The following is a 23,239-nucleotide window of genomic DNA, read 5'->3' on the forward strand; positions in this document are numbered from 1 at the left end:
TGAGCAAGCCGCGCTTCCCGGGGATCGCCGCCGTTCTCGAACAATTCGCCCCCGCAGGTGCAGGGCATCATGCCGGGTTTAGTCTTCGATCATGGCGATCTCTTCGGGGACGTCAAAAAAACGGCTCGTTACACGGTTCTTTTTGCGTTCGCTGTCATTGCGAGATTCCGTTTTCATGCCGGATGAAGTTCGCGAATGCGCGTGTCAGGTCGATCCACACTATACAGACCTGCCCGGTCTGCATACTATTAGCCGGCGGATGACCTTGGATGTCCGTGCTATGTTCAGACATGAGGAGAGATCCTATGAAAACAATAACCCTGGGTTTGCTGGTCATGCTTTTGGGAGAAAGCGGAGCGACGACGGCCACGGAGGCGAATATCGACAGTGCGACCAAGCAGTTCCTGAAAGATACCGCCAAGACGGCGATTCAGCGCGAGACGCGCGATCGAGTGCACGTGGCTGCGGAGAGCATAGAAAAAGCCAAGAATCTGAAGGAGAGCATCGATAGAGTGCCTGACGCATTGAAAGAGCAGGCCGTGGATGCCGCTAAGATATCTGCCGAGCAGCAGTTGAAGAATGCGGTTCCGGAGGAAGTCAAGCAGGGGGTGAAGGCCGTCGAGGACGGCGCGAGCCAGGCCAAAGCCATCAAAGGCCAAGTCAAAAACGCGCCCAAAGCGGCCAAAGAAGCCGCTAAAGCCGCAAAAAACAAAGCTAAACGAGAAGCAGCCGAGCAGGCGATTGATCTGTTGCGTTAACCGGCTTTTCGCGCCTCGCCCTTCTCGAGGGTGAGGCGGCAATAGCGATCGGTCGCTTTTTCCGGGGTTGCCCGGATTACAGGCAAAAAAGCGTATTTCGCCACTTGGCGCGGCTGTAGTACTAGCCACCAGGCGCATGATCGGCGCCGGGCTTTTATCGTTTGATCGATGCTCCGGGTTTAGAGCGTTCGGTTCTGGCCGAAATCCGTTTCTTGGCCGATGTCGACAGGCAAGCACTGGATGATGGCGTTTTGAACAGCGTGGTCCAGTGTTTTGGCGGCGGGAACGATTCATCTCCCGCGATTTTCGAAACCGTACCTTTGTTTTTTGATGGAATTCATGTCCGCGGCCAGATCGGGAAGGATGTCGGCCGAGAGGGCCGGTTTCGGCCCGCTGCACATCTCTCGGAAGCGCTCATCGATGATTCGAGCGTCTTTCGACGCCCTCGCCGAGTTCCTTCGAAGAAACCTCACTTTGACTTTACCGGCCCCATTTTCATTACCGTCAAACCCGATCCATCGCGAATGAATTCGAAATTGTTCTTCGAGTCGGCGGGTCTATCGTTATTGTTTACGATAAGTAAGCAGCGCTCTTTAAAGTCATCAAGTGACTTTCTTGCAAATGATTCGGATTCGTAAGGTCCCATTACGCCTTCCCGCGTCAGAAAGAACCATTCCATCTGTCCTGTTGTATTGTTACGCTCCAAAAAAACACGATCAGCTTTAAACATGGGTCTTATTCTTCGACTGTTTTACGTGGCCGATACGTCCAACCATATCCAGCAACGCTTATATAGCTAGCAACTGATTCCAGCAGATGCCCGGTAAGTGATCCGGCAATATAGTACAAGGCCCGTTCATAATTGTGGAGCCGCCGTTTATACCGTCTATAAAGCGGTCGGCGAACGAGGTCTGCCGGAGCGGAAATGCAAGCCGGGGCAGCCTGGTTTCAGGACGTTTCGATTGATTGCGAGGCTTGAAAATACTTCGAACTTTTCGTCAAAGCCGGAAGAAGCTTGTGGTTTATCGTGGTCCTAGATAAGAATGCCGTTCGAGGCAGACTCTCGGTATCAGTAGCCGAGGGAAACAGATTGTCGGAACCGGCATGGATCAACTGCCCATACTCGTGATACTACATTTTAGATTTTAGTCGTCGCGCTCCGCCAACCTTCGAGAGGAGTTCCATTCCGCATGAATCGGCTGGTCCGAATTGCCAGAAACCCGTGGACATTAACCATTACGGCTGCGCTCATGCTTTACGCGCTGGCCGGGTTTTCTTTGGTCCCTTTTTTGGTACGGCATTACGTCCCGAAAATCGCAGCCGAGCAACTCAAGCGAGATGCTTCCGTCGGCAAGGTCGAATTCAACCCATTTTCGTTCACTTTCGAAGCCCATGACTTCAAGCTGAAGGATACGGATGACCAGGCGGTTTTCGAATTTGGCCGATTGCTCATCGATTTCGAGCTGGAAAGCATTTTCCGGCGCGCGTGGACTTTTGCCGATCTCCGCCTTGAAACCCCTTCGTTGAAAGCGGTGATCGGCCATGACGGAAAGCTTAATCTTGCCAAAATAGCCGAGACGGTGCCGAAATCCGAGACACCCGAACAGACCGAGAAACCCTTGCCCCGGCTTCTCGTCAAACACCTGGCGCTGACGAACGGCTCGGCGCAATACGCGGATTACTCCAAAAATCCGGAAATACTGGAAACGGTGAGCCCGATCGATTTGAAGCTTAATGCGCTCACCACTCTGCCGGAAAAGGCGGGCACATATGAGCTGATTGCCAAACTCCCTGACGGCGGAACGCTCGAATGGCGCGGAAACCTGTCGCTGGAGCCGATCCTTTCGGACGGCGATCTACGGCTCGATGCCTTCAATTTGGCCATTCCGTGGAAGTTCTTCCGAGACCGTCTCAACGTGGCCGAACCGTCCGGCCAAGCCGCATTGTCGGGGCAGTATCGGTACAGCCGGGATCGCGATAAAACCGATCTCTCCGTGAGCGGGCTGGGGTTGACGCTGTCGGGACTTCACTTCGCCATGCCCGATGCCGCCGAGCCGATATTGGTCTTGGAAAAGATCGAGGCCGGCAACGTCAGCTTCGATCTGGCCAACCGGACGATTACCGTACCGTCGTTTCTCATCCAAAACGGCCACGTGAACGCATCCGTCGATGGAACCGGTTCGTTGAACTGGCAAAATCTGGTGAAAAGGGAAGCGAAAGCCGGCCAGTCGAATCACCCGACCGATCCGCCCGCGAACGCTACGCCCGAGATACCGTGGAAGCTGGCGGTCGAAAATTTCAAAATCGCCGATGTCGGCGCCACTTACGCCGATGCTAGCCGCCGTTCGCCTTATGTCGTTTCGGTCGACCGGATCGGTCTCGATCTCAAAGCCGATGCGGAGACCGGCGCGGATACGACAAAGGCCCATATAGACGGACTAACGGCCGCCCTGAACCGGATCGCGCTGACCGAACCCGGCGCCTCCGAAGCGCTGGCCGCTTGGGATGCATTCGAGATTGCCGAGGGTCGGCTGAATCTCGAAAAGCGGGAGGCGGTCATCGGCCTGGCCGCATTGAAAGGCGGCAATGCCCAAATCGTTCGCGACAAGACCGGAACCATCCATTTGACCGAACTCTTCGCCGCCAAGGGAAACCCGCAACCTGCCTCTCCTGCCGGGTCGCATGCCGAACCGGCGGGCCAGCCCTGGCGCTTTGCGCTCGACGCATTTACACTCGAGGGCTTTCGCCTCGGGATCGCCGACCGCCGCTTGTCGTCCGAGATCGCCTATGATTTCGAAGACATCGACATCGGGCTCAAGCACATCACCAACGACGGCGAAACGCCGGTTGCCTTCGACGCAGACCTCAAGGTCAAGCAAGGCGGCGCCTTGAAAGGAACGGGCACCGCATCGCCAAAAGGCGACCGGGCGGAAGCCAAAATTCAGGTCGATCAATTCGATCTGGCCGCACTGCACCCACTGATCGCCGAATTCGCCAAACTCAAGCTCGAAAGCGGCAAGCTGTCCAGCGCCCTGGACGTGGAATTCCTTCGAACCCAGAAAGGCCCGTCGGTCAAAAGCAAAGGCGATCTGAGCGTGTCCGATTTGCTGCTGAACGGAACCGAGAGCGGCAAGCGGTTTCTGTCCTGGAAGAAGGTATCGGCTAACGACATCGATTTTTCATTCGCCCCCAATCGCCTGGTCATCAAGGAAGTGCGAATCATTAAGCCGGAATCCGAGATCACGATATTCGAAGATCGCTCGACGAATCTTGTCGCCGTCTTCAAAGAAAAGAACCCGGCGTCTCCCGCCAAGAAAACGGCCACAACTAAAAAAACATCGAAGCAAGATTCAAAACAGCCGTTTCCGATCACGGTGGAGCGCGTCCGAATCGACAAGGGTATCGTCGATTTCAGCGACCTGAGCCTGATTATTCCCTTTTCTACCCACATTCATGACTTGGAAGGCGCGATAACCGATATTACGACCGCAGCCACCAGTCGACCCCGTTTGAAGCTCGACGGGCGCGTCAACGAGTACGGCTCGGTCAAGGTCGACGGTTCGCTGAACCCGATGCACCAAAAAAAGTACAGCGATATTACGGTAGCCTTCCGCAATGTCTCGATGACATCGCTCTCACCCTACAGCGCGACGTTCGCAGGCCGCAAAATCCAGTCCGGCAAGCTCGATCTGGACTTGGAGTACAAGATCGACAACGGCGAGCTGAAAAGCGACAACAAGATCGTCTTGAACCATTTCACGCTGGGAGAGCACGTGGAAAGCCCCAAAGCCGTATCCTTGCCTCTGGACCTCGCGGTCGCGGTGCTCACCGACAGCCAAGGCCGAATCAACGTCTCGGTGCCTATTGCGGGAGATGTCAACAACCCCAAATTCAGCTACGGAAAACTGATCCGGGAGGCACTCGTGACCGTGGTGCAAAAGGCCGTAACGGCGCCCTTCCGAATGATCGGTTCGGTATTCGGCGGCGGCGAGAAACATATCGATTCGGTGCTGTTCGAACCGGGCAGCGATGTCTTGCCGCCACCGGAGCGGGAGAAACTCGAAAAAGTCGCCGAGGCACTGGAAAAACGCCCCATGCTCAAGTTGATAGTACACGGGCGGTTCGATTCCAAGCGCGACGGGGAGGCATTGCGATCGCTGCATGTTCGGCAAGCCGTCGTGCAAAAACAGGGTATCGATCTCAAACCCGGAGAAGATCCAGGCCCGCTGGCGTTCACCAACGCCAAGACCCAGCGCGCCTTGGAAGACCTGGCCACCGAGCGCGAAGGTCCCGGCGCACTCGACAAAATTCAGGCCGACTACGAGAAAAAGACCGGAAGAAAGCCTCAGCGGGTCAGCCGGCTGTGGTCTCTGCTGGGACGGGCGAGCGAAGACCAGTTTTTCTACGAAAAACTGTTCGAGTATTTGGTGAGCATCGCGCCCTTGTCGACGACCGAGCTCGAAGACTTGGCCGACCGCCGCGGCAAAGCGATCTTGCAAGAATTGTCCGGTCAGCCGAACATCGATCGTACGCGTATCGGCGCCGGAGCGGTCGAATCCACGTCGGATACCTTTGACGGAAAGGTTCCGTCCCGGCTTGAACTGGAGGCGCAGGGCACATGAGCGAAATCCGGACGGATGGCGCGTTTTGAGTCGGGAGTCGGGGCACTTTTGGGCTCTCCCGCACTTTCCGTAAAAAATGGACGAAGTCGTAGTGCATTGTTCTGGGTGTATCGTGTTCAGCGGAGAATGCGGTAATCGCGGTCTTGAGCGCAGCGAGCGGATCCGGCCGGTGACGATCCGAGGGATACCCAAAGCCCCTAAGCCCGGCCTAACTCTTACAGGCCCCGGGGCGGCCCGACGGCTCAGGCAGCCGCCAGCACACGTTGCCGCACAAGATCAAAGCGGGCGCGGCCGAACATGGCGCGCTTCATCAGTTTAAAGCGGTTGACCTGGCTCTTGGCCTGACCTTGACGCCAGGGGAGCCGGAGGCGGCCAGGACGTCGTCATAATCGCTCTCCAAGCTCCGGGCAAAGGCTTTGAGATCACCCGAAGGGCATCCATTGGGCCTGTTCCAGCCACGCTGGAAAGTCTTTCGCCCGCCGCTGTCGTACTAAGTCCCTTACCGTGAGCTTTCCGAAAAAAAGACCTGAAAAGCCCGTCCCCTAAGCAAAAAACCATTGATCCCGGCCGAAAGTGCCGGCACCGGGGCGGTGTGTTTGCTTCGGCCATAAGCCCCATCTATATGATAATAATTTATCAATTACAAATACTTAGAATAACAAACTCCGAGCTATACACATCACTGGCCGGTGCTATACACCTGGGGTAGGTGTCTAATACAAAGTTAGAGCTAGAGAAGATGCGGTACACCGATGGCAACGAAGCGATGTTCGGCGACACGGTGGCGATTGACGTCAAATATCGCGGTGTCGTGATGGGGGTAATTGAAAAGAGCCGATATGCCGATGGCTTTCCTGCCGAGCAGTGGGATTACTTGAAGAAAGGAATTCTCGTTGATACAGATTTTGGCGGTTTCATCCATTACCCGGATGCAGAGAATGAAGGGGCCGTCGCAGAAAACGGGAAAAATTGTACGCCAAGGGCAGGAGGTGTCAGGTTGAGGCCTCGACCACACGTCGGACATGTCAGAAAAGGCCGAAATCGACTCTACTCTATACATCTAAGCCGGTTGGCCTGACGTCACGTTGAAGTTGTACTCCAACCGGACGCCTATGCGATGGGCAGGACGCGGCGCGGCCTGCGTTGCCATGACGTCGGCTTAGCGTACTTTTCGTTCCATTTTATGCGACGGTCCCTTTTAGATCGACAAGAAACCGGTCGACAAAAACGGGGCCGCCGCCGGCTCCGGAAGAAGGCCCCGCCGGTCCGCGAACTTACCCGCGGCGGGCGGAATCAAATAAAGCGAATTGCGTCCGGCGCCGTGAGGTTTTTGGTTCGGCCATGAAGCCGATTCGGTGCGAATCCCTTCGTAATCGGGCTATTGAAAGCGTATACCGAATAGCCGGCGAATACTCGAAGAGTTTTTGCATTCGTTAAAACCCTCTTTTAGCCGTATCCTAAGAGGGCGAATGGGATCTCAGATCTACGGAAAGTCGGTATTTCTAGTCAGATCAAATCGAAACGGGAACCACTATGACCAACGAATACGTCAATTTGACCGATCCGGAAGGCGGGCGCCTGGCATCCTTGCCGGTCATCGGAGGAACGATAGGGCCGTCCGTCCTGGACATTTCCAAGCTCTACCGAGACACGGGCTATTTCTCCCTGGATCCTGGTTTTACGACGACGGCGAGTTGCGCGAGCGGCATAACCTTTATCGACGGCGAACGGGGCATCCTGCTGTATCGCGGATATCCCATAGAACAGTTGGCGGCCAGCAGTAACTTCCTGGAAGTGACTTATCTGCTGTGGTACGGCGAGTTGCCGACTGAAACCCAGTTGCGGCAATTTACCCAGGAAGTCGTTCATCACACCATGATCAACGAATCCCTGAGGCTCTTCTATCAGGGATTCCACTACGACGCTCATCCGATGGCGGTCTTGGTCGGCGTGGTGGGATCGCTTTCCGCGTTTTATCACGATTATCTGGATATCCACGATCCAGGCTCCAGGGAATTGGCGGCGCTTCGACTGATCGCCAAGATGTCCACCATAACCGCGGCCGCTTATAAATACAGCATAGGGCAACCGTTCACTTACCCGGACAATTCGCTGGGCTATGCGGGCAATCTGTTGCGCATGATGTTCGCCATGCCGACCCACGCCTACGAACTCGATCCGGTGGCCGAGCGCGCCTTGGATTTGCTGCTGGTGTTGCACGCCGATCACGAGCAAAACGCGAGCACCTCGACGGTCCGGCTGGCGGGAAGCTCGGGTGCCAACCCGTTCGCCTGCATTGCCGCGGGAATCGCCGCACTGTGGGGTCCGGCGCACGGCGGAGCTAACGAGGCGGTCATCAAGATGCTTGAAGAAATCGGGGATGCCAAGCGCATACCCCAGTTCATCGAGCGAGCCAAGGACAAGAACGACCCGTTTCGGCTCATGGGCTTTGGTCACCGCGTGTACAAGAATTTCGATCCGCGCGCCACGATTATCCGCAAGACTTGCCATGAGGTGCTCGGAAAGCTGGCCGATGCGAAAGATCCGCTCTTCGAACTGGCGCTACGGCTGGAAGAGATCGCATTGAAGGACGACTACTTCATCGAGCGCAAGCTATACCCGAACGTCGATTTTTATTCGGGCATCATCTACCGCGCCTTGAACATTCCGATGAGCATGTTTACCGCGATGTTTGCGGTTGCCCGTACGGCCGGCTGGATGGCCCACTGGATGGAGATGATGGCCGATCCAGAGCAGCGGATCGGCCGGCCGAGGCAGCTTTATACCGGCCCCGCCGCCCGCGATTATGTGCCGTTGAAAGAGCGGGGCCCGTCCGTACCGCGTTAAGGCGTCTTTGAACGAGTTGATTCCGTTCATGCCCCTTCGGCAGGCTCAGGACAGGCCTGTCGAAGGATCTAACCAGAGCTTCCTAAATATAGGCGGGTTGATTCGGGGCGGGGATGTTCCGGTGCGACAGCATGCCACGTCAGCCAGGGCGGGCGCGTACCGGCCCTGCCCCTCGGGCCGATCCGACGCGAAGCCGGAATCGAAAGGCTCCGGCTTCGCGATCTTTGGAAGTTTCCCGCGCGCCTCACGCTTTCTTCCTTAACGGAACGGCGTTGGCGCCGACCAGCGCTGGCCAGCCCGCCTTCCTGCCTTTGACCGGATGCCCTGCGGCGACCGACTTGCCGGGGTAATCGGCTCCCTGGCCGTCGAAGATGTGTATCCGATCGCGGCCTCTTTTCTTGGCGATGCCGCAGGCCGTACCGGCGGTGCGGAGCACCGAAGCCGCATCGCCGCCCGCCGCCGTCAAGGTCGTGATGCCGATGCTTACGCCTACCCTCAATTCCTTCCCCACCCATGACAGGCGGCAGTTCTTGACGGCATCGCAGAGATTGTTGGCGACGATCCAGGCTTGCTCGAGCGGACAATGCTCCAGTAGCAATCCGAATTCGTCGCCGCCGAGTCTCCCGAGAATATCGCTCTGCCGCAACCGCTTTTCCAAAGCCTGTCCCAAAGACTGCAACAGATGATCTCCGGCAGCGCGTCCATAGGTGTCGTTGACGATCCTGAACTGATCGAGATCGAGATAGCACAGCGCATACTCGGACCGGTTCAGGCGCGCCGCGGCCAGTACATTTTCCACGCACCGTTCGAACTCGATGCGGCTGAGCAGGCCGGTCAGAGGATCGTGGCTGGTTTCATCGGAGCGATGTCGAGTCAAGACCGGGATTTCGCTTGCGTCGCGGAAGACGATGACGGCGCCGTCTATCGCCTCGTCGGACGATCGAACCGGATAGGACGAATATCCCGCCGGGAACGATGTGCCATTCTTGCGCCAGAAAGTGGCTATGGAATGGCAGGGAATACCTTCGCGCAAAGTGTGGCGGGCTAGCGATTCCTCCGCCGGATGAGCCGAGCCGTCCGGCGGGCCGGCGCGAAGTTTGCCGCACGCATCGCGGCCCAACAGCTCCGAGCGGTCGTAGCCCAGCATGTCGAGTGCCGCCTTGTTGACGAAGGTGCAGCGGTTTTCCGTATCGAGACCGAGAACGCCGTCTCCCAACGAGTCGACCAACGAGCAAAGCCGTGCTTCGCTGGCTCGCAGTGCGGCTTCGGCTTGCTTGCGCTCGCATAGTTCTTCGTCCATGTTGGCATTGGCAGCCTTGAGCAGATCGGTTTGTTTTTCCAGTTGCTCGGTGCGTTGCGCCACCCGCTCATCGAGCCGCCGGCGGAAGTACCCCAGCTCTTGCTCGGTTTCCTTGCCGTCGGTCATGTCCGTGAGCATGCCCTGAAGGAACAGCGGTCGACCGGCGTCATCGTGAACCACGTGAGCTTCGTCCAAGACCCAGCGCGCCTTGCCGTCGTGCGTGATCACGCGGTATTCGCAACGGAGCGGCATGTGGTGCTCATAGGTCTTCGCAAATTGCTCGATTACCGTTTCCCGGTCCTCGGGGTGAACCCATTTGATCAATCCGATGCCCAGCGGGTCGTCCAGCCAGGTTTCCGGGTTGTAGCCCAATTGCCGTGTCTGCGGGCTCACGTACAACAGCTTGCCCGGAGCCTCTATCGAGGCGATGTAGGTAATTGCGGGAATCCGCTCCACCAGGGCGCGGTACTTGGCCTCGGTCTGGCGCAGCCGTTCCAGGGCTTCGTCCTTTTCCCGCAAAATCCGGCTTTCACGCACCGTGCGAACGACCAGATCCGGAAGGCATTGCGCGAGTTCGTTCCGATCGTTTCTCACGAGATAGCCCGAGGCTCCGTTTTCGAGCGTATTGATCGCCGCGGCGGTGCCGTCTTCAGCGGTCATCACTATCGCCGGAGCGGGCAATGCGCCCGTTTCCGCCGTTAAATCGGCAAGCCATTCGCTCGCATCGAGATCCGGCAGTTGCTGGTCGATCACGACGCAGTCCGGCGTCTCGCTCCGAATGAGCTTCAACCCTTGGCGGCCGGTTCCGGCTTCGGTGACTTCGAATCGATGGGCCGGATGCCGCTCGAGCACTTGCTTACAGTTTTGTCGGTAAGCCGGGTCTGTGCCGATCAGCAGCAGGCGAATGATCGGTGCGATGTTTTGGGTATTCATGTGGTAGCTCGTTACAGTCCTGTGGGCCCGTAGGAACGGTTCATCCCGCGGCCGAGTCCAGTGGTTTCGAAGGATCAGCGCATGCATGCGATGCCTGACATTCGACGTCTATCCCCGTTAGTGGTGCAAAACTCTAGACTAACTTGCCGCATTCCGTAATAAGTACTGTTGCATATCGGATACAAATACGGTTGGATGCTCGGGTTCGGAGCGCTGCCGCGTATCGCGATTTCCGGTCGGAGGTTTCGCCCGTTGTCGGTAACCCGAATCTCCGCTAAGCTCGACCCGTTACCGAGTGATGGAGTACGGTCTTTATGAAATGTCCCGATTGCGCAGCCGAGATTCCCGATCGAGCCGATGCTTGTCCTCATTGCAGCCGCTCAAGGAATATGACTCAAATTCATCGACTTAGCGGCAAGTTCAAAGCGATAGGCACCATTCTGGTCGCCGTCGGCATCCTGGCGACGATGGCCGGCGCCTGGTGGGGAGCCGCCTTGCTGTTTCCTGGAGCGGCTTGCTTCATTATCGGCCGGTTTTTGTAGTCGATTCTTTTTTATCGGCGTTCTACGGCACGCGCCGGACGGTCGGCATACCTCGGGTTTTCCCGTCGGTCGAGCGAGAGCGGCGGGGGCATCGGTCGTAAAACGACGATGCCCCCGCCGCCCGGCATCACAGAACATCCCAATGCGCGAATCTCGGCGTCGGGCGCTCCGCCGTTTCTACCGTCATTCGACGCCCGCCTCCTCGGACATGGACTGGCAGGCGTCGGCGCAGCTTCGGCAGGTTTGCGCGCACGCCTGCATTTGCGGGTCATTCTCGAACTGCTCGCAACTATCTCCGCACTGTTCGCACGTTTCCGCGCAGACTTCGCAAGTGAGCGTGTGCAAATCCGAACCGCGCAACATGAAGTTCGCACTGGTTTGACAAATTTCGGCGCAATCCAGAAGGAGTCGGATATGGTCGGCTTCCGCGTGCGGTCCTCCTTTTTCCAGACAATGGCTTACCGTCTCCAAACAGATGGAATGGCAATCCAGGCATTGTTCGATACACGATTGCATGGAACCCGTTGAAGATGCTCCTTGAGTCAACATGACGGTACCTCTCAAACTTCGAGTTGACGGAGTCGTTCGAAATAGGATGCGGGCGGCACATGCGCTTTTGAATAGGTAAGAGTACTCAACCGGTTTGCGGGAAGATGTCTTAAAGCTTGAACTGGAAGTATTACGGGAACTCTAACCGACAATACCAGCCTGCCCGCCGAACCCGCAGCGCGTCGGGAAGCCGTTCACCGCGGCGGCATCTTCGGTCCGGGGATGGGCAGGTAAAAGATATTTGACGCTTTAAGGAGATGCGTCATGGTTCGGACTTTCACAAAAGCGTTCGGCATCGTGTATCTGATAGCGGGAATTTCGGGTTTCATTCCGGGATTGATGCAGCCGGCAGGAGGCGCCCCGGAGTTGGCTATCGAAGCCGGCTACGGCATATTGTTCGGCATTTTTCCCGTCAATCTCGTCCATAACTTGATCCATATCGGCATCGGTATCTGGGGCATTCTTGCCGCGCGGAGTGCACTGGGAGCCGTGACCTTTGCGCGAGCCAATACGGTGATTTTCGCCCTGCTGTTTCTGTTGGGAATCATTCCGGCGACCCATACGCTGTTCGGACTGGCTCCTATATACGGCATCGCCGCATGGCTGCACTTGTTGAGCGCCGCAATAGCGGCTTATTTCGGGTTTGCCGGCGCGGCCCGGGTACACGCCCGGCATACGCAGGGCCCGACGGCGATCATCGAGCGAAGGTTGCGAAATGTGCCGTTCCGCGGTCTTTTGTCCGGACTCGGCCGGTCAAACCAGGACGACCGGGCACGCTGCCGCCTCCGAGACGGCTTTACTGAAATCGCCGTCTTGCCGCTTCACGACCAGCAAACGGCAACCGGTACGCCGCATCGAATGCAACAGGTTCGAAGCGTCGAACGGATGGACGGTGACAAACCGCACGGACGTGCTTTGGACGCAGCATTTCAAAGTCTGCCGTTTCAGCGCCTCCGACTCGGCATCCGTCTTTGCCGGAAGCGCGATATACAGGTGGCCGGATTCCAGCTCGGCCAATTCGGCGGCCATCTGTAAGGCGCGTTCGGATTCCTTGGAGCCGTCGAATACGACCCAGATGGGGCTCGCCGAGGACTTTTGGCGGGTACCGCTTCCAAACGCCCCGCGTCGCCTGGAAAGGAAAACGACGTCGACCCGTTCGATCTCCGACATCACCGCGGAAACGAAATGTCCGCGCACGGTTCTGAAACTGACATCGATTTGCAGTCGCTCGTTCAGGCGATATAGCGCTTGCTGAACTTGCTCGCTGCTCGATCGCAGGGTGCGCATCAGGCGCAACTGATCCACTTTGCGCTCGGCGGCGCAAATGCGATCCACTTCCATCGCGAAGGAAAGCTCAGCCAGGTTGATGAGATCCGTCTCTTCCACATAAAGCGCCATGAGCTGGGCTTTCTTGCGCGCAGCCAGGTGCGCCGCCAGTTCGAGAATGCCGATATCGTGGCGCAGCACGTTCAGCGCAACGACGACACGCTCGGAAAGGGGAGTGTCTTCAGTCATGTTTATCGTTCTCTCCGGTCTTTTCCGGGCTTCTGAACTCCCTTTGAATAGCGGTCCATTCCTTGAGCCGTCTCTCGATGCGGCCGTTGATGCTGTCCGGCGGGAAAGCGCCCGCGGCGTCGCGTTCGCCCGCCGGGTTGTCCATCAGCAGTTCCAGCGCCTGGTCCACCGTGTCGACCGCATAAACATGGAATTTTCCGGACTCCGCGGCTTCGACCACGTCCTGTCTCAGCATGAGATGCTTGACGTTGGCGCTGGGAATGATGACTCCCTGTTTTCCGCTAAGCCCCGTCGCCGAGCAGATGTCGAAAAAGCCTTCGATCTTTTCGTTGACCCCGCCGATGGGCTGAATCTGTCCGTGCTGATTGACCGAGCCGGTGATCGCGAGCGACTGACGGATCGGCAAATCGGCCAATGACGACAAAATCGCGCCGAGCTCCGCCACCGACGCGCTGTCGCCTTCGACCTGACCGTAGGACTGCTCGAACACGAGGCTGGCGGCCACCGAGAACGGCTGGGTTTTCGCATAGCGTTGCGCCAGGAAGCCGGACAGAATCATGACGCCTTTGCTGTGAATCGCGCCTCCCAGTTCGCTTTCCCGCTCGATATCCAGAATTTTGCCGGCGCCTAGCCGGGTCGTGGCGGTGATGCGGGAAGGCTGGCCGAATGCAAAGTCGCCCAGGCTGATGACCGACAGGCCGTTGACTTGGCCGACTACCGCGCCTTCGGTGTCGATGAAGATCGTCCCGCGCCGGATGTTGTCGTAGATCCGCTCGCGGAGCCGGTCCGCCCTGCGGATCTGGCGGTCGATGGCGGTCTGCACGTCATCCCGCGTGACGATGGAGCGCTCCGCTTGCGCCGCCCAGTGATCGGCTTCCTTGAGAAGATCGTCCAGGCTGCGCAAATGGGTGGACAGCTTTTCCGAATCCTCCACCAAACGCGCGGCGTGCTCCACCACACGGATGACCGCCGCCTTGTCCAGAGGACGCAATTGATTCCGCCGCGACAGGCTGGCGATCAGGCGGGCGTATAGCGCATTGCCGTCGGCGTCGCGATCGATCGTTTCCTCGAAATCCGCCGAAACCTTGAAAAGCTCGCGGAATTCCGGATCGTAAACGTTGAGCAGGTAATAAAGGATACGGTCTCCGATTAGAACGATCTTGATATCCAGCGGAATCGGCTCGGGCTCGAGGCTCGAAGTGCTTATCACGCTCAGCGCCCGCTCCAGGGATTCGATACGGATTTCGCGCGACTCGATGATACGTTTCAGGCTGTCCCAGGCGAACGGCTGCATCAGCACCTTGCGGGCGTCCAGGATCAAATAGCCGCCGTTGGCGAGATGCAGCGCGCCGGGTTTGATCATCGTGAAATCGGTGAGCAGAGCTCCCATATAGGCTTGATATTCGACGCGCCCGACGAGATTGTTGTGGCTCGGCAGACTCTCGAAGACGACGGGCGCGTATCGGCGCTCGCCGTTATCGACCAACAGGTTGACCTTGTAGCGCAGAAACGGGCTCGATCGGGGAACCTGCCCGATCAAGGCCGCCATACCGCCATCCTGTTTCGGAAAAAAATCTTCCGCATGATCGATGATCTCCCTTTGAGCCTCGTTCAAATACTGAACGACGCCGGGAATGGCTTGATAGCGGACCTTCAGATCGTCCATCAAATGATTGACGGCAAACTCGGCAATTTCCCGATTCAGCGTTTTCAGCTTTTCTTTTGCTTCCTTGCGCCATGCGGGAAATTGCTTCAAAAGTTTCTGCAACTGCTGGCGCAAATCCGCAACCGCTTCCTGAATCTGCTGCTGTCGATTCTCCGAGAGTTTTTGGAATTGTTCGGGGCCGAGCACCTCGCCTTTGGCATCCACCGGAGCGAACGCGAATCCGGTAGGCGTTTCGATCAGAGCGATGCCGTGCTGCAAGGATTTCCGGCGCAGCTCGTTGATGGCATTGATCTCGCGATCCTTCGCTTCCTCCTCGATTTCCTCCGAGCGGCTGCGATACTCCTCGCCCTCGAACGCGGCCGGAATGACCGTGCTGAGTTCCTCGATGACCTGCTCCATGTCGCGGGCGAAGCGGCGACCCTGACCTGCGGGCAATCTCAGCGCCTTGGGTTTCGAAGCTTCGACGAAATTGTTCACGTAACACCAGTCGTCGGGTACTGGCTGGTTCTCGGCTTCCCGGCCGACGATTTCCTTGACTGCAGCCAGTTTTCCGGAACCGCTCGGCCCTAGTGCGAATATGTTGTATCCCTTCTGAGCAATGGAGATACCGAACCGAATCGCATCCAGCGCACGCTCCTGGCCGATCAGCACGCCGATATCCGCCAGTTCGTCGGTGGTGGAGAAGTCGAATTCCCGCGGATTGCACGCTTTGTAGAGAACGCTCGTAGGGAGCGGTTGTCGGTGATTGTCCATAGAATTACTCGATTCTTCGGAAGGATTGTCAAAAATAATCGGACATTTCGACAAGGGCGACAATTTCACCTTTGCCGCCCTGCGAGCCGTTTCATCGGAGATTTCGAAGACTCCATGACGTTTACGGTATCAAGAGCCGGACTCATGTCGATCGATTCTCCGATCCCGACAAGCCGATACTACACGACCTTTCCTTCGGCTGTCCTCCGGACGCGGGTATGGGACATGGCATTCGCAATCGCGGCAAAAAGCCTGTCCATACTCACTCTCGTGCGCTGGCGACCATGCCGTAACCCCGGTTTTTCCGGTTATGGTCCGGCTCTGAATCGGATACGATTGATGACAAAAAAAGCGTTAGTCGCGATAATTCGCGCCTTTTAAGTATCGTCTGCGAATATGTGGTTTAAGAACCTGTCCCTATTGCGCTTTACCGAACCGTTCACCCCGGATGTCGCCGAGTTCGGGCAACAGCTCGAGCAGCGCCGCTTTCGTCCCTGCGGCAGCCTGGAACCCGTCAGTCATGGCTGGTGCGCGCCGCTCGGCAAGGATACCTTTCCCTTGGTGCACGCCGCCAATGGCTTTCTGATGGTTTGCGTTCAAAAGGAAGAGAAAATCGTTCCCGCCTCGGTAGTCAACGAAATCCTGTCGGAGCGGGCGACGGAAATCGAGGACCGACAAGGCCGACCACTGCGCCGGAAAGAGCGGGACGCACTGCGCGACGAGGTGATGCAAGACCTGCTGCCGCGGGCCTTCAGCCATAGCCGGCGCACCTATGCCTACATCGATACCAAGGGCGGCTGGCTCGTTGCGGACAGCGCCAGCGCCAAGAAAACCGAGGAAATCGCTTCGCTGCTGCGTCAGTGTCTCGGGTCTTTGCCGGTAGTCCCTCCTGCGACCCGCGAGCGGCCCAGTGCCGTCATGACCCATTGGCTCACGGACAGCGATTTACCGTCCGATATCATCTTGGAAAGCGAGTGCGAATTGCGGTCTCCGGAAGAAGACGGGGGCATCGTGCGCTGCCGCCGCCACGACCTCGGCGCACCGGAAATACAAAATCACGTCGAGGCCGGCAAAGAGGTCATCAAATTGGCCATTACCTGGAATGACCGCCTGAGCTTCGTTCTCGACGAGGCGCTGGGCATCAAGAAACTCCGTTTCCTGGACTTGGTTCAGGAAGAGGCCGCGGATGTCGAAACCTCCGATCCGGCAGAACGCTTCGACGCCGATTTTGCGGTCATGAGCCTCGAGCTGGCGGCATTCCTGCCGCGCTTGCTGGAACTCTTCGGCGGCGAAGATCTTCAAACGAAACAACCTGTGGTATAGGAATAACGCGATGCTGCGAAATACGATCGAACTGGCGAGTATCGAAAAACACATACTGGGCTGGCTGGCGGCCGCTCTCATGCTGACTATTCCGCTGGCGTCCACGGCCGAAGTCATAGCGCTTCCGCCGGACGGCAGCGACCTCGTCGGCGAAATTCGATATACCAAGGCGAAGCATGAAGACACGCTCATCGATATCGCCCGGGAATTCAGCGTCGGCCAGGACGAAATCGTGATGGCCAATCCGACGGTCGACCGGTGGATGCCGGGCGAGGGCAAGGAAGTATTGATTCCGCGCCAATTCATTCTTCCCGACGCGCCGCGTTCCGGCGTCGTCGTCAATATTCCGGAGATGCGCCTCTACTATTATCCGACTCAACCGAAAGCCAAGGCGACGCAGGTCATTACTTATCCGGTCAGTATCGGACGCATGGATTGGCGCACTCCCTTGGGCGGCACCAAGATCGCGCAGAAAGTGAAAGACCCGACCTGGACACCGCCGGAATCCATCAAGAAAGAACACGCCCAGAACGGGGATATTTTGCCCGACGTGGTCCCGGCGGGGCCGATGAACCCGCTCGGCCGCTTCGCCATGAGACTCGGGGTTCCCGGTTATCTGATCCACGGCACGGGCATCGACAAGGCCTATGGCATCGGAATGCGCGTCACCCACGGGTGTATCCGGATGTATCCGGAGGATATCGAGCGGCTTTACCCGCTCGTCAACGTGGGCACCGCGGTTCATCTGGTCAATCAGCCGGTCAAGCTGGGCTGGTCGGGAGGGGCTTTATATATGGAAGTCCATCAGCCTTTGGACGAGGATCGCATGACTTACGAGCAGCTTCTCGATTCGGCTATGGACATGATTCAGAAAAAAACGGCCGGGCGGCGGATCGTGCTCGACGGCGCGGCACTGAAACAGGCCCTGCAGCAGCCGACCGGCATTCCGGTCGTGATCTCGAAATCTCTCGAACCGATTTCCGACGAACCGGCTCAAATTCCCGAGCCGGCTCAAGACTTGGGCGGGACGTAACCTTCCGGCATCTGGGCTCCGCCGCCGAAAAGAAATTTCTCACGCTCTTTCGCCAGAAATTTTCGCGCTTCGGGCTCGAAAGGCGTGAGCCTGTACTCATTGATCAGCATGGTTTGGAGTTTGAGCCACTCCTGCCATGCCTGAGATGAGATGTTGTCGAAAATTCGCTGCCCTTCCGGCCCCGGGAAGGGCGGTTTTTCCAAGCCTTCGGCTTCGATTCCCAAACGTGCGCATTTAACCCGATGCGTCATTAGCTACCTCTCGTTGATGAGTATCATGGAACCCGATTCGATTCGTTACCGCGGCGAGCGCTCACTCTGAATTCGCGCTCGCCGTTCGTTGCGCGGCGATATCTTCCAACAGCTTCAGCACCGGCGCCGGAAGACCGACCGCTTGATCCGGCGTGAACCATCGCCAGGGCGACGATTCGCCAATCCCGCAATACTCGGAATTCGTGCGAGCCGCCAGCGGAACGAAATCCAGATGATAATGGGAAAAAGTATGCCGGCGCCGCGGGAGGCGCTCAAGCTCGGAAAAATCGATACCCCGCCTGGCGCGCCACGCGAACACCTCAGCCTCGCGATCGAACTCCGGCACGCTCCAAAGACCGCCCCAGATTCCCGCGGGCGGGCGCTTTTCCAGATAAAACGCGCCGCAGGCGTTTTTTAACACCAGCATGAAGCACTGACGGACGGGCAGCACCTGTCTCGGTCTCGGCGCCGGGATGGCATCGACTCGCCCGGCCCGAAATGCCGCGCAATCCAAGCCGATCGGACAGGCGGAACAGGCCGGCGTTCGCTTGGTGCATACGGTTGCGCCAAGGTCCATCATGGCTTGGTTGTAGTCTGCCGCGCGGGTCGCCGGAGTCAATTCTTCGCTGATCTGCCATAACGTAGCGAGAATCCGGGCGTCGCCGGGCCAGCCTTCGATGCCTCGGTATCGGCACAGGACGCGCTTGACGTTGCCGTCCAGTATCGGCGCGCGCACTCCCGATGCGAGACTCAGAATCGCTCCGGCCGTAGAACGGCCGATGCCGGGCAGAGCGCTCAGTTCCTCGAGGGTGCGAGGCAACCGGCCTTCATGCCGATCCACGATTATCCGAGCCGCGCGGTGCAAATTGCGGGCGCGCGCATAGTAGCCGAGTCCGGCCCAAAGCGCGATCACTTCATCCGAAGACGCCCCGGCCAGCGCGGCGACATCTCCGAATCGCGCCATAAAACGCTCGAAGTAGGGGATAACCGTTGCGACCTGGGTCTGTTGAAGCATGATTTCCGAGACCCAAACCCGATACGGCGTCCGGTCGATTTGCCACGGCAATTGCTTGCGCCCGTATCGGTCGAACCAGGTCAAAACGGCCGCTTGGAAATCTTCATTTTGCATACAAAATCAAAACGAATGAGTGATCGATCGGTTGGTTTCGAATATCGGGCATCCGTATGCTTTACGGCGCGCGGAACGGAATTTCGGTCTCGGCATCGGTCGCGCATTGGGCCAAAGCGGTTTTTCCATTAAAATGGACCACCCATCGATACGATACGACACACCGAATATCATGCCTCTTTTGCTTCGAACGCTGCTTTCTCTGATTGTACTCGGTCTCGTCCTTTCCGCCTGCGGACAAAAAGGGCCGCTTTACCTTCCCAGCGAAGATCCGTCTTTGAAGAAAGAACGCCGCTGATGGATCATTTCAATTATCGCGACGGCGCGCTGTACGCCGAAGATGTGCCGCTGTCGGCCATCGCCGAGCGCTACGGCACGCCCTGCTATGTCTATTCGCGCGCCACGATCGAGCGCCACTGGCGGGCTTTCGACGACGCTTTCGCAGGCAAGCCGCATCTCGTCTGCTATGCGGTGAAGGCCAATTCCAATCTGGCCGTACTCAACCTCCTGGCGCGCCTTGGATCAGGATTCGATATCGTATCCGTCGGTGAACTGGAGCGGGTTTTGGCCGCGGGCGGCGATCCGGCGAAGATCGTTTTTTCCGGAGTGGGCAAGCGCGAAGACGAATTGCGCCGGGCGCTCGAAGTCGGCATCCGTTGCTTTAACGTTGAAGTCCCGGGCGAACTGGACCGGTTGAACCGGATAGCCGGAGAACTTGGCACGACGGCGCCGGTCTCGCTGAGGGTGAATCCGGACGTGGACGCTCTCACCCATCCGTACATATCCACCGGACTTCGAGAAAACAAATTCGGCATCGATATCGACGAGGCGCCGAATCAGTATCGCCGCGCCGTCGATATGCCGCATCTCCGCGTCGTGGGCATCGATTGCCATATCGGCTCCCAGTTGACCTCCGTCAGACCTTTTCTGGACGCGCTCGACAGAGTCTTGCGGCTTGCCGACACACTGAAAGAGCAGGGAATCGACATCCATCACCTGGATCTGGGCGGCGGTCTGGGCATACGCTACCGTGACGAACAGCCGCCGGAACCCCGCGAATATGCGTCCGCGCTATTGCAACGGCTGACTCGAACGGATTACGAGATTCTCGTCGAGCCCGGCCGCGCCGTCATCGGCAATGCGGGCGTGCTGCTGACCCGCGTGGAATATCTCAAATCCAACCGGGAGAAGAACTTTGCGATAGTCGACGCCGCCATGAACGACCTCATCCGGCCGGCGCTCTATGACTCCTGGCAAGAGATCGTGCCGGTCCGGCAGGCTGACGGCGCGGCCAGGAAAATCTACGATATCGTCGGCCCGGTTTGTGAAACCGGCGATTTTCTCGGCAAGGCGCGCGAGTTTTCGCTTACGGAGGGCGATTTGCTGTCAGTCCGTTCCTCCGGAGCCTACGGATTCAGCATGAGTTCCAATTACAATTCCCGCCCCCGTCCGGCCGAGATCATGGTGGATGGCGACCGAGCCTACCTGATCCGCGAGCGGGAGACGGCTGCGCAGCTTTTCCAGGGCGAACGCGTATTGGAACGATGACACTGAAATTCACCAAAATGCACGGGCTCGGCAACGACTTCGTCGTGATCGACAGCGTGCGTCAAAATGTTTCGCTGACGCCGGAAAAGATCCGGCATATGGCAGATCGACATTTCGGCATCGGTTGCGACCAGGTCTTGGTCGTCGAAGCGCCGATCAGCGCAAACGCCGACTTTCGCTATCGGATCTTCAATGCGGACGGCGGCGAGGTGGCGCAATGCGGGAACGGCGCCCGTTGCTTTGCCCGATTCGTTCGCGATCACGGCTTGTGCGACAAGGATGAAATCGTGGTCGATACCGATGCCGGCCAGTTGCGCCTGATCCACCGGAACGACGGCTTGATTACCGTCGATATGGGCGTTCCCAGGCACGCGCCCGCCGAAATCCCGCTGAACATTACAGAAGAAGCCGCTCTCTATGAAGCGGAAACGGACGGAAAGCGCTGGTCTTTTGGCGCCGTGTCGATGGGTAATCCGCACGCCGTGCTCGTGGTCGACGATATCGGCCGCGCTCCGGTCGATATTCTGGGACCGCTGCTGGAAAACCATCCAGTCTTCCCGCAACGCGCGAACATCGGCTTTTCGCAAGTCATCGGCAGGCACCATATAAAGCTCCGCGTTTTCGAGCGCGGTTCGGGAGAGACCTTGGCCTGCGGCAGCGGCGCCTGCGCCGCATCGGTAATCGGCATAGAGCGGGGTGATTTGAGCAGTCCGGTACGGGTCGATCTCCCCGGCGGCACACTTGACATCGATTGGGAAGGACGGGGAAGGCCGGTGTTTATGACCGGGCCGGCCATTGGCGTATTCGAGGGCGAAATCGAATTATGAGCTTGATTAATCCAAGAAAGCATCGTGAAGAAAAGATCGTGTCGGTCGGCGAGGTAGAGGCCTATTTGCGCGAGCACCCCGATTTCTTCCACGATCAATTGGAACTGCTGGAAATACTGAATGTGCCTCATCCTTGCGGGAAGGCCGTTTCCCTGGTATCGCGCCAAATTTCTCTTCTGCGGGAAAGTAACCGCCAACTGAAATCGCAGTTGAACGATATTCTGCAAATTGCCCGCGACAACGACGCGCTGCACCAGCGCATCCACCAATTGACGCTGACCTTGCTGGATGCCGCGACGCTGGAGGACGCACTGGGAAGCCTGACATGGAGTCTGCACGAATATTTTCAAGCCGATTTCGTCACGGCAAAAATCATGCAGCCGGCTATCGCGAGCCCGATAGCCGACCTTTACATGCCATCGGACGATGCCGGGCTTGCTCTTTTCGCTCCGGTTTTGGAGATTGGAAAACCGTATTGCGGAAAACCGCACCCGGACCAGGCTCGGTACATGTTCGGCGACAACGCCTCGGCAGCGCTTTCATTCGCGCTGATACCCTTGCAGCACGCCGGATTCAAGGGATTGCTGGCTATCGGCAGCCGTAACACGAACCGCTTCCACACCGATATGGGGCTACACTTTCTCGGACAATTGGGCGAAATCGTCTCCGCTCGGCTGGCATCCTTGCTGGCCGGCTTAGCTTGATCGTCATGCATCGAGACGCGGAACAGCAGATCGTCGATTTTCTCGATGTCCTGCGATTTCAGCAGCGGGTCTCTCCGCACACCCACACCAATTATTCCCGTGATCTCGCGCAATTGATGCACCATTGCGATGCTCACGGCATCTCCCGTTGGGAAGATCTGCTCTCCCGGCACGTTCGCGAGCATATCGCGTCCCGTCATCGAGAGGGGCTTGGCAGCCGCAGCCTTCAGCGAGAGCTATCGGCAATCCGCAGTTTTTTCGATTTCCTGGTAAAGCGACGCCAGGTTCCGGACAACCCGGCGCGCGGCGTGCGTCCGCCCAAGTCACCCCGAAAACTCCCGGCGCTATTGGATGCCGACCAGATGACAGGGCTTTTGGAAGGCGCCCCGGACAATGAACTGGAAATTCGCGACGTGGCCATGTGGGAGCTCTTCTATTCCTCGGGGCTACGCTTGAGCGAGCTGGTTTCGCTCGAACTCCAGGATCTGGATTTGGCTGCCGGAACCGTATTGGTTCGGCACGGTAAAGGGCAGAAGTCTCGCATCCTGCCGGTAGGCCGTTATGCCCGCCAGGCCATCGAGCGCTGGCTGGTCTTGCGGTCGCGCTACGCGCACTCCGGAGAAAAGGCCCTCTTCGTCAGCAGCCGAGGCAGCCGGATCGCCGGCCGGACAATTCAACTGCGCCTCGAGCGCTGGCAACGCAAACTGGGCTTGCCGGAACACGTGCATCCGCACATGCTCAGACATTCGTTTGCCAGTCACGTACTGGAATCGAGCGGAGATCTGCGAGCGGTACAAGAGCTGCTTGGGCACGCCAATCTCAGTACGACCCAGATTTATACCCATCTCGATTTTCAATATCTGGCGACGGTATACGACCGGTCGCATCCTCGCGCCAAAAAGCGGCGTCTTGGTTCGTCTGTGACTTAGGTAAACCCTT

Annotated in this window: 19 protein-coding genes and 1 pseudogene; 13 read left to right on the plus strand and 7 right to left on the minus strand. The window is 57.9% G+C overall.

The annotated features are described in order from the left end of the window. Positions 1 to 305 precede the first annotated feature (305 nt). Positions 306 to 758, plus strand: a complete 453-nt coding sequence (locus tag ACWJKU_RS08825) for a hypothetical protein (RefSeq protein WP_454147786.1) — start codon at positions 306 to 308, stop codon at positions 756 to 758. A gap of 469 nt (positions 759 to 1,227) precedes the next feature. Here ACWJKU_RS08825 and ACWJKU_RS08830 read toward each other — a convergent pair whose 3' ends face one another. Continuing rightward, the gene (locus tag ACWJKU_RS08830; RefSeq protein WP_454147788.1) at positions 1,228 to 1,488 is read right to left on the minus strand and encodes a hypothetical protein; all 261 of its coding nucleotides are present in this window, start codon (positions 1,486 to 1,488) and stop codon (positions 1,228 to 1,230) included. Positions 1,489 to 1,948: 460 nt separating this feature from the next. On the opposite strand from ACWJKU_RS08830, the gene ACWJKU_RS08835 reads away from it, so the two are divergent. The 3 genes from ACWJKU_RS08835 (at position 1,949) to ACWJKU_RS08845 (ending at position 8,227) form a co-directional block, all read left to right on the plus strand. Continuing rightward, positions 1,949 to 5,380, plus strand: a complete 3,432-nt coding sequence (locus ACWJKU_RS08835; protein WP_454147790.1) for a DUF748 domain-containing protein — start codon at positions 1,949 to 1,951, stop codon at positions 5,378 to 5,380. Positions 5,381 to 6,119: 739 nt separating this feature from the next. After that, complete coding sequence (locus ACWJKU_RS08840) at positions 6,120 to 6,458, plus strand: hypothetical protein (protein WP_454147792.1); 339 nt, start codon at positions 6,120 to 6,122, stop codon at positions 6,456 to 6,458. 455 nt (positions 6,459 to 6,913) lie between these two features. Then, entirely contained in the window at positions 6,914 to 8,227 is a 1,314-nt protein-coding gene (locus tag ACWJKU_RS08845) for a citrate synthase (protein ID WP_454147794.1), read from the plus strand. Positions 8,228 to 8,471: 244 nt separating this feature from the next. On the opposite strand, the gene ACWJKU_RS08850 is transcribed toward ACWJKU_RS08845, so the two are convergent. Then, a complete protein-coding gene (locus ACWJKU_RS08850) occupies positions 8,472 to 10,460 on the minus strand; it encodes a diguanylate cyclase domain-containing protein (RefSeq protein ID WP_454147796.1) in 1,989 nt (662 codons plus the stop codon). A 389-nt stretch (positions 10,461 to 10,849) separates the two neighbouring features. Here ACWJKU_RS08850 and ACWJKU_RS08855 point away from each other — a divergent pair, with 389 nt between their 5' ends. After that, the gene (locus ACWJKU_RS08855) at positions 10,850 to 11,002 is read left to right on the plus strand and encodes a hypothetical protein (protein WP_454147798.1); all 153 of its coding nucleotides are present in this window, start codon (positions 10,850 to 10,852) and stop codon (positions 11,000 to 11,002) included. Positions 11,003 to 11,185: 183 nt separating this feature from the next. On the opposite strand, the gene ACWJKU_RS08860 is transcribed toward ACWJKU_RS08855, so the two are convergent. Beyond that, positions 11,186 to 11,518 carry a four-helix bundle copper-binding protein gene (locus ACWJKU_RS08860; RefSeq protein WP_454147800.1) on the minus strand — a complete coding sequence of 111 codons (333 nt, stop codon included), beginning with the start codon at positions 11,516 to 11,518 and terminating at the stop codon, positions 11,186 to 11,188. 297 nt (positions 11,519 to 11,815) lie between these two features. Between ACWJKU_RS08860 and ACWJKU_RS08865 the strand changes: the two are divergent. After that, positions 11,816 to 12,184, plus strand: a pseudogene (locus ACWJKU_RS08865) (DUF4383 domain-containing protein); the annotation flags it as partial. Between the two features lie 120 nt (positions 12,185 to 12,304). Here the strand turns inward: ACWJKU_RS08865 and ACWJKU_RS08870 are convergent. Continuing rightward, on the minus strand, positions 12,305 to 13,066 hold the full coding sequence (locus ACWJKU_RS08870; RefSeq protein ID WP_454148214.1) for a hypothetical protein: 762 nt from the start codon (positions 13,064 to 13,066) through the stop codon (positions 12,305 to 12,307). After that, positions 13,059 to 15,485, minus strand: a complete 2,427-nt coding sequence (locus tag ACWJKU_RS08875) for a Lon protease family protein (protein ID WP_454147802.1) — start codon at positions 15,483 to 15,485, stop codon at positions 13,059 to 13,061. Before ACWJKU_RS08875 ends, ACWJKU_RS08870 begins: the two co-directional genes overlap by 8 nt. A 396-nt stretch (positions 15,486 to 15,881) precedes the next feature. Here ACWJKU_RS08875 and rdgC point away from each other — a divergent pair, with 396 nt between their 5' ends. Then, entirely contained in the window at positions 15,882 to 16,808 is a 927-nt protein-coding gene (gene rdgC, locus ACWJKU_RS08880) for a recombination-associated protein RdgC (RefSeq protein ID WP_454147804.1), read from the plus strand. Positions 16,809 to 16,818: 10 nt separating this feature from the next. After that, positions 16,819 to 17,841 carry a L,D-transpeptidase family protein gene (locus ACWJKU_RS08885; RefSeq protein WP_454147806.1) on the plus strand — a complete coding sequence of 341 codons (1,023 nt, stop codon included), beginning with the start codon at positions 16,819 to 16,821 and terminating at the stop codon, positions 17,839 to 17,841. On the opposite strand, the gene ACWJKU_RS08890 is transcribed toward ACWJKU_RS08885, so the two are convergent. Continuing rightward, positions 17,820 to 18,092: an oxidative damage protection protein gene (locus ACWJKU_RS08890; RefSeq protein WP_454147808.1), complete on the minus strand. Its 273-nt coding sequence runs from the start codon at positions 18,090 to 18,092 to the stop codon at positions 17,820 to 17,822. The two genes, ACWJKU_RS08885 and ACWJKU_RS08890, sit on opposite strands and share 22 nt — an antisense overlap. A gap of 61 nt (positions 18,093 to 18,153) precedes the next feature. Continuing rightward, positions 18,154 to 19,221 carry an A/G-specific adenine glycosylase gene (gene mutY / locus ACWJKU_RS08895; protein WP_454147810.1) on the minus strand — a complete coding sequence of 356 codons (1,068 nt, stop codon included), beginning with the start codon at positions 19,219 to 19,221 and terminating at the stop codon, positions 18,154 to 18,156. Between the two features lie 172 nt (positions 19,222 to 19,393). On the opposite strand from mutY, the gene lptM reads away from it, so the two are divergent. From lptM to xerC, 5 genes are read left to right on the plus strand one after another with little or no spacing between them, the layout of a single operon-like run. Then, positions 19,394 to 19,519 (plus strand): LPS translocon maturation chaperone LptM, encoded by a 126-nt coding sequence (gene lptM / locus ACWJKU_RS08900; protein WP_454148082.1) that lies wholly within the window; start codon positions 19,394 to 19,396, stop codon positions 19,517 to 19,519. Beyond that, positions 19,519 to 20,769 (plus strand): diaminopimelate decarboxylase, encoded by a 1,251-nt coding sequence (lysA, locus tag ACWJKU_RS08905; protein WP_454147812.1) that lies wholly within the window; start codon positions 19,519 to 19,521, stop codon positions 20,767 to 20,769. Before lptM ends, lysA begins: the two co-directional genes overlap by 1 nt. Continuing rightward, positions 20,766 to 21,596 carry a diaminopimelate epimerase gene (gene dapF / locus ACWJKU_RS08910; RefSeq protein ID WP_454147814.1) on the plus strand — a complete coding sequence of 277 codons (831 nt, stop codon included), beginning with the start codon at positions 20,766 to 20,768 and terminating at the stop codon, positions 21,594 to 21,596. The genes lysA and dapF overlap by 4 nt, the downstream gene beginning before the upstream one ends. Beyond that, complete coding sequence (locus ACWJKU_RS08915; protein WP_454147816.1) at positions 21,593 to 22,300, plus strand: DUF484 family protein; 708 nt, start codon at positions 21,593 to 21,595, stop codon at positions 22,298 to 22,300. The genes dapF and ACWJKU_RS08915 overlap by 4 nt, the downstream gene beginning before the upstream one ends. 5 nt (positions 22,301 to 22,305) lie before the next feature. Beyond that, positions 22,306 to 23,229, plus strand: coding sequence for a tyrosine recombinase XerC (gene xerC, locus ACWJKU_RS08920; protein WP_454147818.1), 924 nt, complete (start codon positions 22,306 to 22,308; stop codon positions 23,227 to 23,229). The last annotated feature ends 10 nt before the right edge of the window (positions 23,230 to 23,239 follow it).

It is taken from the genome of Methylocaldum sp. MU1018, from assembly GCF_053646775.1.